This is a genomic window from Pseudomonas sp. FW305-96 (assembly GCF_058783825.1).
Genome location: NZ_JBYSYW010000006.1, coordinates 41,914 through 57,037, shown reverse-complemented (window position 1 = coordinate 57,037; position 15,124 = coordinate 41,914). Strand labels below are relative to the sequence as shown.

Here is a 15,124-nt window from a genome sequence, read left to right as displayed (position 1 = left end):
GGATTATAACGAGGGTTTCGATAGCGTGCCATCCGAAAGATCTGTTTGTGCTATGCGAAGAAAGGTCGCCGCGAATTCGTCCGGCGGCAGGGGCAGGCTGACGATGTAGCCCTGGATCTGCTCGCAGCCTTCGGCGGCGAGGAAGCGCTGCTGCGCCTGGTTCTCCACGCCTTCGGCAATGATCGTCAGTTGCATGCTGCGGCCCAGGGCGATGATCGCGCGGGCGATGGCGGCGTCGTGGGGGTCGTCGGGCAGGCCGCGAATGAACGACTGGTCGATCTTGAGGATGTCCAGCGGCAGGCGTTTGAGGTAGCTGAGCGAGGAGTAGCCGGTGCCGAAGTCGTCGATGGCCAGCTGTACGCCCAGTTGTTTGAGTTGGTGCAGTACGCTCAGCGCCTCCTCGGCCTGGCTCATGATGAAGTTTTCGGTGATCTCCAGCTGCAGGTCGCCCGCCTTGAGCTGGTAGTTGCGCAACAGTTGCTCGATGCGCCGGGCCAGGTTGGGTTGGCGCAGCTGGGCGCCGGCGAGGTTGATCGAGAGCGGGCCGAAGGCGTGGTAGGTCTTGTTCCAGCTGTGCATCTGCCGGCAGGCCTGCTCCAGTACCCAGTCGCCAAGTTGGAGAATGGTGCCGTTCTCCTCGGCCAGGTGAATGAACTGCTCGGGCGGCACGTCGCCGAAGGTTGGGTGGGTCCAGCGAATCAGTGCCTCGGCGCCCACCAGGCTCTGGGTCTTGAGGCTGAACTTGGGCTGGTAGCACAGGCTCAGTTCATTGCGCTCGATGGCGCGGCGCAGTTCATGTTCCAGGGCGATGCGCTCGCTGGCCTGGGTGGTCAGTTCGCGGGTGTAGGCCTCGACGCGATTGCGGCCCTTGGCCTTGGAGCGGTACATGGCGGCGTCGGCGTTGCGGATCAGGTTGGCGACATCGGTGCCGTCTTGTGGGTAAAGGCTGATACCGATGCTGGCGCTGGTGAAGAACTCGTGCTCGCCGGCCTGGAACGGTGCGTGGAAGCCGGCCAGCAGCTTGTTGGCGATGGCGCTGGCATCGCTGGGCTTGTGCAATCCGGGCAAAAGGATGATGAACTCGTCGCCGCCCAGGCGGGCCACGGTGTCGACATCACGCACCTGCTCCTTGAGGCGCTGGGCGATGCCCTTGAGCAACAGGTCGCCCACCGGGTGGCCGAGGCTGTCGTTGATGTGCTTGAAGCGGTCGAGGTCGAGGAACAGCACCGCGCCCTGGCGGTTGGATACCTGGGCGCAGCTTAGCGCGGCCTGCAGGCGGCTTTCGAACAGGGCGCGATTGGGCAGGCCGGTCAACGGGTCGTGATGGGCTTGGTAGTCGAGCTTGGCCTGGGCGTGCTTGATACTGGAAATGTCGGCGAAAACGGCGACGAAGTGGGTGATCTCGCGTTCGTGGTTGCGCACGGCGCTGATGGTCAGCCAGCCGGGGTAGAGTTCGCCGTTCTTGCGTTTGTTGTAGATCTCGCCCTGCCAGTGGCCTTCCGCGGTCAACTGGTGCCACATGGCGACGTAGAAGGCGCTGTCGTGCTGGCCGGAGGCGAGCAGTCGCGGAGTCTGGCCGAGGGCTTCGATCTCGCTGTAGCCGGTGATTTCGCTGAACGCGCGGTTGACCGCGCTGATGCGCTGGTCGGTGTCGGTTATCAGCACGCCCTCGGCGGTGTTCTCGAACACCGTGGCGGCCAGTTGCAGCTTTTCCTGCATCAGGTGGCGTTCGGTGATATCGCGGGCGATAGTCAGCATACAGTCGACGCCGCCGATCGGCAGTGGCCGGGCGGACAGTTCACAGAGGCGGATCTGTCCGTCACTGCGGCGGATATGGCAGCTGAAATCGCGCACGAAACCGTCACGCTGCAGTTGATCGACCAGGCGTTGGCGCTCGTTGAGGTCGACCCAGATACCCAGGTCCAGCGAGGTCTGGTCGACCGTTGGGCTGATGTCGTAGCCGGTGAGGCGGCAGAAGCCTTCGTTGACCTCCAGCAGCAGGCCGTCGCTCTGGCGTGACAGCAACAGGCCATCGGGTGAGGCGTGGAAGGCCTTGGCGAACTTCTCCTCGGAGGTCTGCAGTTGCTGCTGGGTTTCCTTCAGCTGGCTGATATCGCGGATCGCCACAACCAGTGCCGGCATGCCGTCGAGGTCGAAAGTCTCGGCCGAAGTCAGACCGGTGAACAACTCGCCGTTGTTACGACGAAAGGTCATCTCCAGGTTGCGGATGCCGCCGCGATGCAGGCGCTCGAGCAGGGCCGGGCCGGTACCGGCCACGCCCCACAGGCCGAGCTCGGTGGCGGTGCGGCCGATCACTTGCGCCGGGCTCAGGCCGATCAGTTCCTCGAAGGCTTCGTTGACCTCCAGCAGGCAGCCGTCGCTGTGCCGGGCGATGATCAGGATGTCCGGGCACTGCTGGAACACCGAGGCGAACTTCTGCTCCGACAGGCGCAGGGCATCTTCGGTGTGCTTGGTTTCGCTGATGTCGATCATCAATCCGCGCATCAGCGACTTGTGGCCATGTTCGATCATGCTGACGATGTTGCGCACCCATAGGGTATGGCCGTCGGCGCGGATCACCCGGTAGTCGAGGCTGTGGTCGCGCCCGGCGGCTGTTTCGCTGTCGCAGTAGGCCTGCGCCCACAGGGCATCTTCCGGGTGCAGGATGCTGCGCCAGAAGCCCGGTTTGAGCCATTCTCCCGTCGGGTAGCCGAGCAGGTCCTCGGCGTGCGGCGACACATAGCTGTAGCTGAAGTCGTTGGCATCGGCCTCCCAGGCCACTGCTGACAGGCTCTCGACCAGGCCGCGGTAATGATACTCGCTGCTGCGCAGTTCCTGTTCCAGGGCGATGCGCCGGGAAATCTCCGAACTCAGCCGGCGGTTGATGCGGATCACCACCGCCAGGATGGCCATCAGCACCATCACGGCTGGCAGGCCGTAGAGCAGCACGTCGTGCCAGAAAGTCCGCTGGTCGACGACGTTGCCCACCCAGCGCTGCTGAATGTGGCTGACTTCGCTGCTGCTCATGTCGGCCATGACCTTGTCGAGGATGCCGACGAGCATCTTCTGTTCCCGCGGCACGGCCATGGCCAACTGGTAGCGGTACGGCGTTTCACCGCTTACATACAAGCCGTCGAGCTTGAGCTGGCGCAGGCTCCAGATGCTCGAAGCGAGGTCGCCGACCACGGCGTCCACCTCGTCGGTAGCCAAGGCCTGCAAGGTGGAACTGACATTGGGCATGGCCACCAGGTTGAGGTCCGGGTGGTGGGTGCGCAGCAGCTCATGGGGGGCGTAGTTCTCCACCACGGCGATCTTCAGGCTGTAAAGGTCCTTGAGGTTGCGCGGTTGCGCGCCGCCGGAGTGGGCGAGGATGACGATCGGGAAGTCCAGGTAAGGGCGGGTGAAGGCCAGGTAGCCCTGCCGCTCCGGTGTGGACATGATACCGGGCAGCAGATCGAGCCGGTTGCTGCGTGCCTGTGCCAGGACTTCGGTCCAGCTGCTGGGCTCGATCGGCTTGAGGGTGATCCCCAGGCGTTCCTGGATCAGGGCGATATAATCGGCGGCCAATCCCTGGTAGCGACCTTCCTGGTCGCGGAATTCGAACGGCGGCCATGAAGCATCGACGCCCAGGCGCAGCTGCGGGTGGGCGCTGAGCCAGGCTTGTTCCTCGTCGGTCAGGGTCAGGGCGCCGGCCGTTGTGTTCCAGGTGAGCAGGAGCAGCAACAGGAAGGCCGGCATCATGGGCATAGCGGCCTCTCGAACAGGGGGTCTGATTCGAGTGTAGACGGGCATTCCGCCCGCTGGGTAGACAGTGGTAACGACCTTCCGTCACATAAGAAAAACCCCGGCCTGGGCCGGGGTTCGTCTTTACTCGTCGAGGAAGGAGCGCAGATGCTCGCTTCGCGTCGGGTGGCGCAGCTTGCGCAGCGCCTTGGCTTCGATCTGACGGATCCGCTCGCGGGTCACATCGAACTGCTTGCCGACTTCTTCGAGGGTGTGGTCGGTGTTCATGTCGATGCCGAAACGCATGCGCAGCACCTTGGCTTCGCGTGCGGTCAGGCCCGAGAGCACGTCACGGGTTGCTTCCTTGAGGCTTTCGACCGTGGCCACGTCGATCGGGGACTGCATGGTGGAGTCCTCGATGAAGTCGCCCAGGTGCGAATCTTCGTCGTCACCGATCGGGGTTTCCATGGAGATCGGCTCTTTGGCGATCTTCAGTACCTTGCGGATCTTGTCCTCAGGCATTTCCATGCGTTCGCCCAGCTCTTCCGGGGTCGGTTCGCGGCCCATTTCCTGCAGCATCTGGCGGGAAATACGGTTGAGCTTGTTGATCGTCTCGATCATGTGCACCGGGATACGGATGGTGCGCGCCTGGTCGGCGATCGAGCGGGTGATCGCCTGGCGGATCCACCAGGTGGCGTAGGTCGAGAACTTGTAGCCGCGACGGTATTCGAACTTGTCTACCGCCTTCATCAGGCCGATGTTGCCTTCCTGGATCAGGTCGAGGAATTGCAGGCCGCGGTTGGTGTACTTCTTGGCGATCGAAATCACCAGACGCAGGTTCGCCTCGACCATTTCCTTCTTGGCGCGACGAGCCTTGGCCTCGCCGATGGACATGCGGCGGTTGACGTCCTTGATCTCGGCGACGGTCAGGCCGGTCTCGGTCTCGAGGTCGATCAGTTTCTGCTGGCAGGCGACGATGGCGGCGTTTTTCTCACCCAGGGCGGCGGCCCATTTGGTGTTGCGCTTGGCCAGGTCACCGGACCAGGTCTGGTCGGTCTCGTTGCTCGGGAACAGGCGCAGGAAGTCGGCACGCGGCATGCGCGCGTCACGCACGCACAGTTGCATGATGGCGCGTTCTTGCTGGCGCAGGCGATCCAGGGCGCCGCGTACGCGTTCGACCAGAACGTCGAACTGTTTCGGTACCAGCTTGATCGGCATGAACAGGTCGGCCAGCGCCTGCATGGCGCCGATGCTGTCTTTATGGCCTCGACCGTGCTTCTTCAGCACTTTGAGGGTATCGACCAGCTGATCCTTGACCGCACCGAAACGCTGGGCGGCAACGACCGGATCCGGACCGCTTTCGGCCTCCTCCTCGTCGTCGCCGTCGGCGTTCTCTTCTTCGTCGTCGTCGCTTTCTTCCTTCGCGGCAGCGGCCTTGGCACCTGGGATCGGTACTTCTTCGGTCGGTGCGGCGATGTTGTCGTCAGGGTCGATGTAACCGCTGAGAACGTCGGACAGACGGCCACCTTCGGAGGTGACACGGTCGTATTCGCCGAGGATGTAGTCGACAGTACCCGGGAAGTGAGCGATGGCGCCCATGACTTCACGGATGCCTTCCTCGATACGCTTGGCGATTTCGATCTCGCCTTCGCGGGTCAGCAGCTCGACGGTACCCATTTCGCGCATGTACATGCGCACCGGGTCGGTCGTGCGGCCAATATCGGTCTCGACAGCCGCCAATGCGGCGGCGGCCTCTTCGGCTGCGGCCTCATCAGTGTCGGCTTCCGCCAACAACAGGGCATCCGCATCCGGAGCACTCTCGAATACGTTGATCCCCATGTCGTTGATCATGCGGATGATGTCTTCCACCTGCTCCGGATCTGAAATATCCTCTGGCAGGTGGTCGTTGACCTCCGCGTAAGTCAGGTAGCCCTGCTCACGACCGCGGGTGATCAACTCTTTGATACGAGATTGCTGTTGCGCTTTTCCGGACATAACACCCTATCCACTGAAGGTCTTGGCGGGCAAAAAACAAGCCGAGGATTATACCCGAGCATGGACCTCACGCGCCAGATGAGGTCGGGGTTTGTGCGGGAACATTCCTGCTTAACAGGACGAGCAGCTGAGATTTTTCCTCTGCGCTCAACTCACTTAGACGCGCTTTCCTGAGCAGATGTTCCAGGCTGCGCTCGCGCTGGCGAGCGGACAAGCTAGTTATAGTGTCGAAAAACTGTTGTTCAAGGTTGTCGGCATCGATCAACCATTCCTTTTCCGCCAGGGCGCGCAGCAGGCGACCCTGTTCGGTCCCGTGCCAGCGTGCAATCAGCTGCATTGAGCTTAGCTTAGGATTCTTCTGTGCGGCCTCGATCAGGGCCACCAGCAGCTGGCTGTAGAGTTGCTCTTCGTCGGCGAAGTGGCTGGCGTCCTCGACCTTGCCGGCCAGCAGCGGGTGATGCAGCAAGGTGCGCAGGGCCGAGAGCGTCGGTGGCTCCACTGGCGCGGGTACCCGTGGTGGCGCCTCGCCGCGCTGGCCATCGCGCTGCCACGGCTTGCCACCTTTCTTGTCCCAGGGCTTGCCGTCCCACTGCTTTTTGCCGCCACCTTTGTTCGGCGTCCAGGGGCGTTGCTCCTGATGTGGTGCGGCATAGTCGGGCTGGTAGTGCATGTCGCCATGGTCAGGCACGTAGCTTGCCATCGCGTCGTAGTCGTAGCCGGGGTCGTAATCCGGCGCGCTGGGTGCTGGCGCGCTCTGGGCCAGTTGCTCCATCTGCTGCGGGTCGAGGCCGGTGATGTCTTTCAGGCGGTTGCGCATCAGTTGGCGCAGATTGGCGCCCGGGACCTTTTCGATCAGCGGTGCGGCCAGCGTCACCATGTGCGCCTTGCCTTCCAGCGAGCGCGGGTCGGCCTCGTTGCTCAACTGCTCGAAGAAATAGTCGGCCAGTGGCTGGGCGTGCTGGTTGATGCGGGCCTGGAAGGCATCGGTGCCTTCGGCGCGCACCAGGCTGTCCGGGTCTTCGCCTTCGGGCAGGAACAGGAAGCGTGCACGGCGACCGTCCTGCAGGCTCGACAAGGTCGCCTCCAGGGCGCGCCAGGCGGCCTTGCGGCCGGCCTGGTCGCCGTCGAAGCAGAACAGCACGCTGGGTACCACGCGGAACAGGCGCTTGAGGTGTTCCTCGCTGGTGGATGTGCCAAGGGTGGCCACCGCGTTGCGCAAGCCTTGCTGGGCGAGGGCGATCACGTCCATGTAGCCTTCGACGACGATGATCTCGTCAAGGTTGCGGTTGTGCTTGCGTGCCTCGTACAGCCCGTACAGCTCCTGGCCCTTGTGGAACACCGGGGTTTCCGGGGAGTTCAGGTACTTGGGCTTGTCGTCGCCCAGCACCCGGCCGCCGAAGGCTATGACCCGGCCGCGGCTGTCGCGGATCGGGAACATCACCCGGTCGCGGAAGCGGTCATAGCGCTTGCCGCTTTCGGCGTTCTCGATCAGCAGGCCGGCGTCGATCATCACCTTCTGTTGCAGCGAGTCAGCTCCCAGGTGCTTGAGCAGGTTGTCCCAGCCCGGCGGCGCGAAGCCCAGGCTAAAGTCGCGGGCGATCTCGCCGGACAAACCGCGCCCCTTGAGATACTCCACCGCCGCCTTGCGGGTGGCGTGGCTGCGCAGGGCCTGGCGATAGAACTCGCTGGCCGCCTCCAGCAAGGGGTACAGCGGCGAGTCGGTCGGCTGGCGTGGCTTCTGCCCGCGGCGGCCTTCCTCGCGAGGGACTTCCATGCCGGCCGCGCGGGCCAGCTCCTCGACTGCCTGGGGGAAGTCCAGGTTGTCGTGGTCCATGACAAAGCCGAGGGCGTTACCCCCGGCACCGCAACCGAAGCAGTAGTAGAACTGCTTGTCGGGGCTGACGGTAAAGGAGGGGCTCTTTTCCTTGTGGAACGGGCAGCAGGCGGAAAGATTCTTGCCGGTTTTTTTCAGCTGGATGCGCGAACTCACCACATCGACGATGTCGGTGCGGTTGAGAAGGTCATCGATAAAGCTCTGGGGAATCAGCCCGGCCATGGCAGCCTCGTCATCTGGCAACTGGCAAGTCTAAACGCTTGTGCGCGGGTTTGGCGTGGGGTGTCGCAGGAAGAGGTGTGTGCTCGTCGGTAGCCGGTGAGGGCTCGTCAGAAAAGACGTGCACGCCTGGCCAAAGGCCAGTTCTGACGCGTTGAGGCAGGTTGCCCATGGCTTTTGCCGGGGCGCCCCAGGCGCATGGCCAAGGGTTTCAAGCAACCGCTACCATAAGCCCGGCACGAGGCCGGGCATGGCAGAAGCTTTGCGTAGAACGGCTGTACTTAGTACAGACGAACGGCGCGGCGCTGTTCGCGCTGAACTTTCTTCGCGTGACGCTTAACAGCGGCAGCGGCTTTGCGCTTACGCTCGGCGGTCGGCTTCTCGTAAAACTCGCGGCTACGAACTTCAGCCAGTACACCGGCTTTTTCGCAGGAGCGCTTGAAACGACGCAGAGCTACGTCGAAGGGTTCGTTCTCTTTAACTTTGACGGCTGGCATCCAGGGCTACCTTAATTCATTACCGGGGTAGACGTGCTCCTGGCAAAACATAAGGTGTGCTGGAGAACGTCGGTTTTCAAGGGTTGCGGATGTTAACCCTTAGCTGGCCGGAATGCAAAGCCTCTGATCGAAAACCGCTGGTCGGCATCGGGCACGGGGACTATCATGCGCGCCTTCGAATTCAGCCTCCACAAGGCACGGACCCATGCTAGTACTGGGATTGGAAACATCCTGCGACGAAACTGGCGTCGCATTATACGACAGTGAGCGCGGCCTGCTGGCCGACGCGCTGTTCAGCCAGATCGACCTGCACCGCGTCTATGGCGGCGTGGTGCCCGAGCTTGCCTCGCGCGATCACGTCAAACGCATGCTGCCCCTGATTCGCCAGGTGCTGCAGGAGGCCGACTGCGTCGCTACCGAGATCGACGCCATCGCCTACACCGCAGGCCCGGGCCTGGTCGGCGCGCTGTTGGTGGGCGCCTCTTGCGCCCAGGCACTGGCGTTCGCCTGGGATATTCCGGCGATTGGCGTGCACCATATGGAGGGCCATCTGCTGGCGCCGATGCTCGAAGAGCAGCCGCCGCAGTTTCCGTTCGTCGCTTTGTTGGTTTCAGGTGGCCATACCCAACTGGTTCGGGTCGATGGTATCGGCCAGTACGAACTGCTGGGCGAGAGCCTGGACGACGCGGCTGGCGAGGCGTTCGACAAGACCGCCAAGCTGATCGGCCTCAATTATCCGGGTGGCCCCGAGATCGCCCGCCTGGCCGAACAAGGCACGCCTGGGCGCTTCGTGTTCCCGCGGCCGATGTGCGACCGCCCCGGCCTGCAGTTCAGCTTCAGTGGCCTGAAGACCTTTGCCCTGAATACCTGGCAGCAATGCCGCGATGCCGGGGACGACAACGAGCAAACCCGTTGCGACGTGTCGCTGGCGTTCCAGCAGGCGGTGGTGGAGACTCTGACCATCAAGTGCAAGCGCGCCCTCAAGCAGACCGGCCTCAAGCGCCTGGTCATCGCCGGCGGCGTGAGCGCCAACAAAGCCTTGCGTGTTTCATTGGAAGAGATGCTGGCCAGCATCAAGGGCAATGTCTACTACGCCCGCCCACGCTTCTGCACCGACAACGGTGCGATGATTGCCTATGCCGGTTGCCAGCGTCTGTTGGCCGGGCAGCAACAGGACCTGGCGATCAGCGTGCAGGCGCGCTGGCCGATGGAGCAGTTGCCGGCAGTATGAGGTGAGCCGGGCTTGTGCGAGCGCATCAGAAGTGGCGTTCGCGCCCGGCGAACAGGTCACGCAGGTTGCGGCGGTGGCGCCACACGATCAGCACCGTCAGCACGGTCATCGGCAGCAGCGCTTCAGGCTCGCGCCAGGCCAGCAAGGGCAGCGTCAGCGGTGTGGCGATCAACGCCGCGAGCGAGCTGGTGCGGGTCAGGTAGAAGGTCAGCAGCCAGGCGCCGATGGCCAACAGGGCGGCTGGAAAGTACAGGGCCATGAGCATGCCGGCGGCGGTAGCCACGCCTTTGCCGCCCTTGAAGCGGAAGTACACCGGGAACAGGTGACCGAGCACCGCGCAGATGCCTACCCAGGCCTGCTCTTGCTGGTCGAGCCCGGCCAGGCGTGCCAGCAGCACGGGCAACATGCCCTTGCACAGGTCGCCGAGCAGCGTCAGGATCGCCAGTTTGCGGCCCGCCAGGCGTAGCATGTTGGTGGCGCCGGCATTGCCGGAACCGCTGGAGCGCGGGTCGGGGCTGCCACTGAGGCGGCTCAGGACAATGGCGAAGGACAGAGAGCCGAGCAGGTAGGCAAGCAGCGCCAGTGACCAAAACATGCTAACTATTCCGGGCGAGGACGCCCTGATTCTAACGGCGCCCGTCGCCCTTGTCGTGCTGTGGAGAGAAGTGCTTGGACAGAGTGTTCATCGAAGGCCTGGAAGTCGATACCGTGATCGGCGCCTATGACTGGGAGCGGGATATTCGCCAGTGCCTGCGCCTGGACCTGAGCTTCGCCTGGGACAACCGCCCGGCGGCGGCTGGTGACGACCTGTCGCTGGCACTGGACTATGCCAGTGTCTCGGCACGTATCCAGGCGTTCGCCGAACAGGCCCGTTTCGAGCTGGTCGAGACCTTCGCCGAGCGCTTGGTCGCGGTGTTGATGGCGGAATTCAACATTCCCTGGGTGCGCCTGAAACTCACCAAGCCGGGCGCGGTACCGGCGGCCCGTGGTGGTGTTGGCGTGGAGATCGAGCGCGGATGTCTCTGAGCACGGTATACCTTGGGCTGGGCAGCAACATCGAGCGTGAGCGGCATTTGTGCGCCGGGCTCGATGCCCTCGCCGGCATCCTCAAAGACATGCAGTGTTCCGCGGTGTTCGAGAGCCAGGCCGTGGGGATCAAGAGTGGCCCGTTCTACAACCTGGCGGTGCGTGGGCGCACCGAACTGCCGCTGCTGGAGCTCGATCGCCGGCTCAAGTTCATCGAGGCCGACAATGGCCGCTACGCGCCGGACCGCAAGGGGCTGCCGCTGGATATCGACGTACTGATGTTCGATGACCTGTGCGGGACCTTCGATGGCCTGGTGCTGCCGCGCGCGGAGATCCTGAAGAACGCCTTCGTGCTTTGGCCGCTGTCGCTGCTGGCTGCGGAGCTGGTGCACCCGGGCGAGGGCAAGTCCATGGGGCAGTTGTGGCGCGAAGCGCGCATCGAGCAGGTACTGGCGCCGGTACCGTTCGAATGGCGCGGGTTGCAGTTGACCCCCGCTTAAGCCAGCGCCGGCCTCTTCGCGGATCTGCCTGCGAAGAGGCCGGGCAGATCAAGCTGCCTTATAGGCTTCGAGCGCCTTCAGCCGCTCACCTTTAAGCGCTTCGCCCAGGCCCTGGCCGGCAAGTCCGGCTTCCAGCAACGGCTTCACATCCACGGCACGCGCCGCTTCAGCGGCCCCGCGCAAGTACTCGCCTTGTGGATAACCTGAACCCAGCGCCGCCATCTCGCAGGCGGCGATGAAGTCCTCGAAGCGCTGCGGCCGTCGGTACACGTCGAACTTCTGCAGCATTTCCAGCAGGCTTGCAGGCTCCAGCTGCGCAGCCTGGTCTGCGCGCTCGGCAAACTCCCCCACCAGCATTGCCAGTTCCTGGCATTCACGCGGGGCCTTGAAGCGCTGGTTCAGCGCCTTGAGCGCGGCAGGCGGCAGCCCGCGTAGCAGGCACGCCCAGCGCACCGCCAGTGGCTGCTGGTGCCTTGCCGCCTGGTGCAGCGCTGCCAGTGTACTGGCGCCCTCAAGCTCGGGCATCAGCTCGCTCAACCCGCCGCAGTTGCGCAGCACCTCAATGAACACCTGCGGTTCGCTTTCCATCAATGCACGCTCGATCTCCTTCCAGCTGCGCTCGGCGGTCAACGCCTGCAGTTCGCCCGATTCGGCGATCTGGCGCATCAGCTGCAACGTCTCATCGGCGACACGAAAGCCCAGCGGCGCATAGCGCGCGGCAAAGCGGGCAACGCGCAGCACTCTCAGAGGATCTTCGGCGAATGCCGGGGAAACATGGCGCAGGAGGCGCTGCTCGAGATCTGCCTTGCCATGGTAGGGATCGTGCAAGTTGCCGTGCTCGTCCTCGGCCATGGCATTGATGGTCAGGTCGCGACGAACCAGATCCTCCTCGAGGGTCACTTCGGGGCTCGCGTGGAAGGTGAAACCGCCATACCCGCGCCCGCTCTTGCGTTCGGTACGGGCCAGGGCATATTCCTCGCCCGTCCTGGGGTGAAGGAATACCGGAAAATCGGCACCGACCGGGCGAAAGCCCTCGGCCTGCATCTGTTCGACCGTGGCGCCGACCACCAGCCAGTCGATGTCGCTGACCGGACGGCCGAGCAGGCGGTCGCGCACGGCGCCGCCAACCTTGTAGATCTGCATGTGGAACCTCCATTACTGGCGACAGGATACCTTGTCGGCAGCAATGGAGGTGGGCTGCGGCTAGAGGTGGTGCACCACGGCCAGGTCCATGCGCCCGTAGTCGCCGGCCTCGCTGTGCTCGCCGCGTGGCGGCATGTGGTGGGTCTTCATCACCTGGTCGCCCTGAACGGTCTCCAGGTGGATATCGAAGCCCCACAGGCGGTGCAGGTGCTTGAGCACCTCTTCGGTGGAATCACCCAGGGGTTTGCGGTTGTGCTGCTGGTGGCGCAGGGTGAGCGAGCGGTCGCCGCGGCGATCGATGCTCCAGATCTGTACGTTGGGTTCACGGTTGCCCAGGTTGTACTGGGCGGCCAGTTGCTCGCGGATGGTGCGGTAGCCGGCCTCGTCGTGGATCGCCGGGACCAGCAGGTCATCACGCTGGTCATCATCGAGGATGCTGAACAGCTTGAGGTCGCGCATCACCTTGGGCGACAGGTACTGCAGGATGAAGCTTTCGTCCTTGAAGCTGCTCATGGCGAACTTGATGGTCGAAAGCCAGTCACTGCCGGCGATGTCCGGGAACCAGCGGCGATCTTCCTCGGTGGGGTATTCGCACATGCGACGAATGTCGGTGTACATCGCAAAGCCCAGGGCATACGGGTTGATGCCGCTGTAGTAGGGGCTGTCGAAGCCTGGCTGGAACACCACGCTGGTATGCGACTGGAGGAACTCCATCATGAAGCCCTCGGTGATCAGGCCCTCGTCGTAGAGGTCGTTCATCAGCGTATAGTGCCAGAAGGTCGCCCAACCTTCGTTCATCACCTGGGTCTGGCGTTGTGGATAGAAGTACTGGGCGATCTTGCGCACGATGCGCACCACCTCGCGCTGCCAGGGCTCGAGCAGCGGGGCGTGCTTCTCGATGAAGTAGAGAATGTTCTCCTGGGGTTCGGCCGGGAAGCGCGCATCGTCCCTGTCGCCACCCTTCTCGGCGCCCTTGGGAATGGTCCGCCAGAGGTCGTTGATCTGCCGTTGCAGGTGCTCTTCACGCTCCTTCTGCCGGCGCCGTTCCTCTTCGGCGGAGATGGGGTAGGGGCGTTTGTAGCGATCCACCCCGTAGTTCATCAGCGCATGGCAGGAGTCGATCAGGTCCTCGACGGCGTCGATGCCGTGACGCTCCTCGCACTGGGCAATGTACTGCTTGGCGAACACCAGGTAGTCGATGATCGAGCTGGCGTCGGTCCAGGTGCGGAACAGGTAGTTGCCCTTGAAGAAACTGTTGTGGCCATAGCAGGCGTGGGCGATCACCAGTGCCTGCATGCACATGGTGTTTTCTTCCATCAGGTAGGCGATGCACGGATCGGAGTTGATCACGATCTCGTACGCCAGGCCCATCTGGCCCCGACTGTAGGACTTCTCGGTGCTGAGGAACTGTTTGCCGTAGGACCAGTGGTGATAGCCCAGCGGCATGCCGACCGAGGCGTAGGCGTCCATCATCTGTTCGGCGGTGATGACTTCGATCTGGTTGGGGTAGGTATCCAGGGCATAGCGGGCGGCCAGGCGACTGATCTCGCGGTCGTAGGTCTGGATCAGCTCGAACGTCCATTCGGAGCCGGTGGAAATGGGTTGGCGTCTCTGCTCTCTGGCGGTCATGTGGCTAACCTGCGCTGGAAGAGTTCACGGAAGACCGGGTAGATATCGCCGGCCGATACCAACTGCTGCTGGGCGAAGGTGTCGGGAAATGCTTCGCCGATGCGCTCGTACTCGTACCACAGCGCCTGATGTTCGCGTGGGGTGATCTCGACGTAAGTGTAGTACTGCACATGCGGCATGATCTGGTTGGCGAGGATGTCGCGGCAGATCGGCGAATCGTCGTTCCAGTTGTCACCGTCCGAGGCCTGGGCGGCGTAGATGTTCCAGTCGCTGGCCGGGTAGCGATCGGCCATGACTTCCTGCATCAGCTTGAGCGCGCTGGAGACGATGGTGCCGCCGGTCTCGCGGGAGTAGAAGAATTCTTCCTCGTCCACTTCGCGGGCGCTGGTGTGGTGGCGGATGAACACCACCTCGATGCGGTCGTAGTTACGCTTGAGGAACAGGTACAGCAGGATGAAGAAGCGCTTGGCGATGTCCTTGGTAGCCTGTGTCATGGAGCCGGAGACATCCATCAGGCAGAACATCACCGCCTTGGAGCTGGGGTTGGGCTGCTTGATCAGCAGGTTGTACTTGAGGTCGAAGGTGTCGAGGAAGGGCAGGCGATTGATGCGCGCCTTGAGGCGCTCGATCTCGGCCTCGGTATCCTGGATGTCGGTGAAGTTGTCGGGCTCTTCGACCTTGAGTCGGTCCAGCTCCTTTTGCGCCTCGCGCAGCAGCGCGCGGCTGCTGCCGGTCAGGGCGATGCGACGGGCGTGGGCCGAGCGCAGGGTGCGCACGATGTTGATGCGCGAAGGGTTGCCCTCGTTGGCAATACCGGCGCGCACGGTCTTGAAGGTATCGGCACCGGTAAGGTGGCGTTTGACCAGGTTGGGCAGCTCCAGGTCTTCGAACATGAATTCGAGGAATTCTTCCTGGGTGATCTGGAACACGAAATCGTCCATGCCCTCGCCGGAGTTGCCGGCCTTGCCGCGCCCGCCGCCACCGCCGCCACCTTGTGGCCGGGCGATGTGTTCGCCGGCGGTGAACTCCTTGTTACCTGGGTGAACGATGGTCTGCTTGCCGCCGCGGCCGTGGTGCAGCACCGGTTCGTCGATGTCACGCCCCGGGATACTGATCTGCTCGCCGTGTTCCATGTCCATGATGGAGCGGCGGCTCACGGCCTCTTCGACGGCTTTCTTGATGTGCTCACGGTAACGCCGCAAGAAGCGCTGGCGGTTGACCGTGCTCTTGTTCTTGCCGTTCAGGCGTCGGTCGATAACGTAGCTCATGGGCCCTCCGGTAGCTGGGTACAGCTGCAAGCTTCAAGCTACGAGCTGCAAGTAAAAGC

At 63.2% G+C, this 15,124-nt stretch carries 11 protein-coding genes; 3 read left to right on the top strand and 8 right to left on the bottom strand.

Annotation, left to right across the window (positions count from 1 at the left end; genetic code table 11):
* Positions 1–3 precede the first annotated feature (3 nt).
* The 4 genes from AC3WL2_RS06430 to rpsU form a co-directional block, all read right to left on the bottom strand.
* Positions 4–3,747 carry an EAL domain-containing protein gene (locus AC3WL2_RS06430; protein ID WP_102681920.1) on the bottom strand — a complete coding sequence of 1,248 codons (3,744 nt, stop codon included), beginning with the start codon at positions 3,745–3,747 and terminating at the stop codon, positions 4–6.
* A gap of 120 nt (positions 3,748–3,867) precedes the next feature.
* Entirely contained in the window at positions 3,868–5,718 is a 1,851-nt protein-coding gene (rpoD, locus tag AC3WL2_RS06425) for an RNA polymerase sigma factor RpoD (protein ID WP_102681921.1), read from the bottom strand.
* 67 nt (positions 5,719–5,785) lie between these two features.
* Positions 5,786–7,774 (bottom strand): DNA primase, encoded by a 1,989-nt coding sequence (dnaG, locus tag AC3WL2_RS06420; protein WP_102681922.1) that lies wholly within the window; start codon positions 7,772–7,774, stop codon positions 5,786–5,788.
* Between the two features lie 278 nt (positions 7,775–8,052).
* Entirely contained in the window at positions 8,053–8,268 is a 216-nt protein-coding gene (gene rpsU, locus AC3WL2_RS06415) for a 30S ribosomal protein S21 (protein ID WP_003255575.1), read from the bottom strand.
* A gap of 205 nt (positions 8,269–8,473) precedes the next feature.
* Between rpsU and tsaD the strand changes: the two genes are divergently transcribed.
* Positions 8,474–9,499: a tRNA (adenosine(37)-N6)-threonylcarbamoyltransferase complex transferase subunit TsaD gene (gene tsaD / locus AC3WL2_RS06410; RefSeq protein ID WP_046857388.1), complete on the top strand. Its 1,026-nt coding sequence runs from the start codon at positions 8,474–8,476 to the stop codon at positions 9,497–9,499.
* 25 nt (positions 9,500–9,524) lie between these two features.
* On the opposite strand, the gene plsY is transcribed toward tsaD, so the two are convergent.
* Positions 9,525–10,094, bottom strand: a complete 570-nt coding sequence (gene plsY / locus AC3WL2_RS06405; protein WP_046857387.1) for a glycerol-3-phosphate 1-O-acyltransferase PlsY — start codon at positions 10,092–10,094, stop codon at positions 9,525–9,527.
* Between the two features lie 74 nt (positions 10,095–10,168).
* Between plsY and folB the strand changes: the two genes are divergently transcribed.
* Positions 10,169–10,525 carry a dihydroneopterin aldolase gene (gene folB, locus AC3WL2_RS06400; RefSeq protein WP_046857386.1) on the top strand — a complete coding sequence of 119 codons (357 nt, stop codon included), beginning with the start codon at positions 10,169–10,171 and terminating at the stop codon, positions 10,523–10,525.
* Complete coding sequence (folK, locus tag AC3WL2_RS06395) at positions 10,516–11,025, top strand: 2-amino-4-hydroxy-6-hydroxymethyldihydropteridine diphosphokinase (RefSeq protein WP_102681923.1); 510 nt, start codon at positions 10,516–10,518, stop codon at positions 11,023–11,025. Before folB ends, folK begins: the two co-directional genes overlap by 10 nt.
* 48 nt (positions 11,026–11,073) lie before the next feature.
* Here folK and AC3WL2_RS06390 read toward each other — a convergent pair whose 3' ends face one another.
* From AC3WL2_RS06390 to AC3WL2_RS06380, 3 genes are read right to left on the bottom strand one after another with little or no spacing between them, the layout of a single operon-like run.
* Positions 11,074–12,168 carry a multifunctional CCA addition/repair protein gene (locus AC3WL2_RS06390; protein WP_102681924.1) on the bottom strand — a complete coding sequence of 365 codons (1,095 nt, stop codon included), beginning with the start codon at positions 12,166–12,168 and terminating at the stop codon, positions 11,074–11,076.
* Between the two features lie 60 nt (positions 12,169–12,228).
* On the bottom strand, positions 12,229–13,797 hold the full coding sequence (locus AC3WL2_RS06385) for a SpoVR family protein (RefSeq protein ID WP_102681925.1): 1,569 nt from the start codon (positions 13,795–13,797) through the stop codon (positions 12,229–12,231).
* Complete coding sequence (locus AC3WL2_RS06380; RefSeq protein WP_102681926.1) at positions 13,794–15,065, bottom strand: YeaH/YhbH family protein; 1,272 nt, start codon at positions 15,063–15,065, stop codon at positions 13,794–13,796. Before AC3WL2_RS06380 ends, AC3WL2_RS06385 begins: the two co-directional genes overlap by 4 nt.
* Between the last annotated feature and the right edge of the window lie 59 nt (positions 15,066–15,124).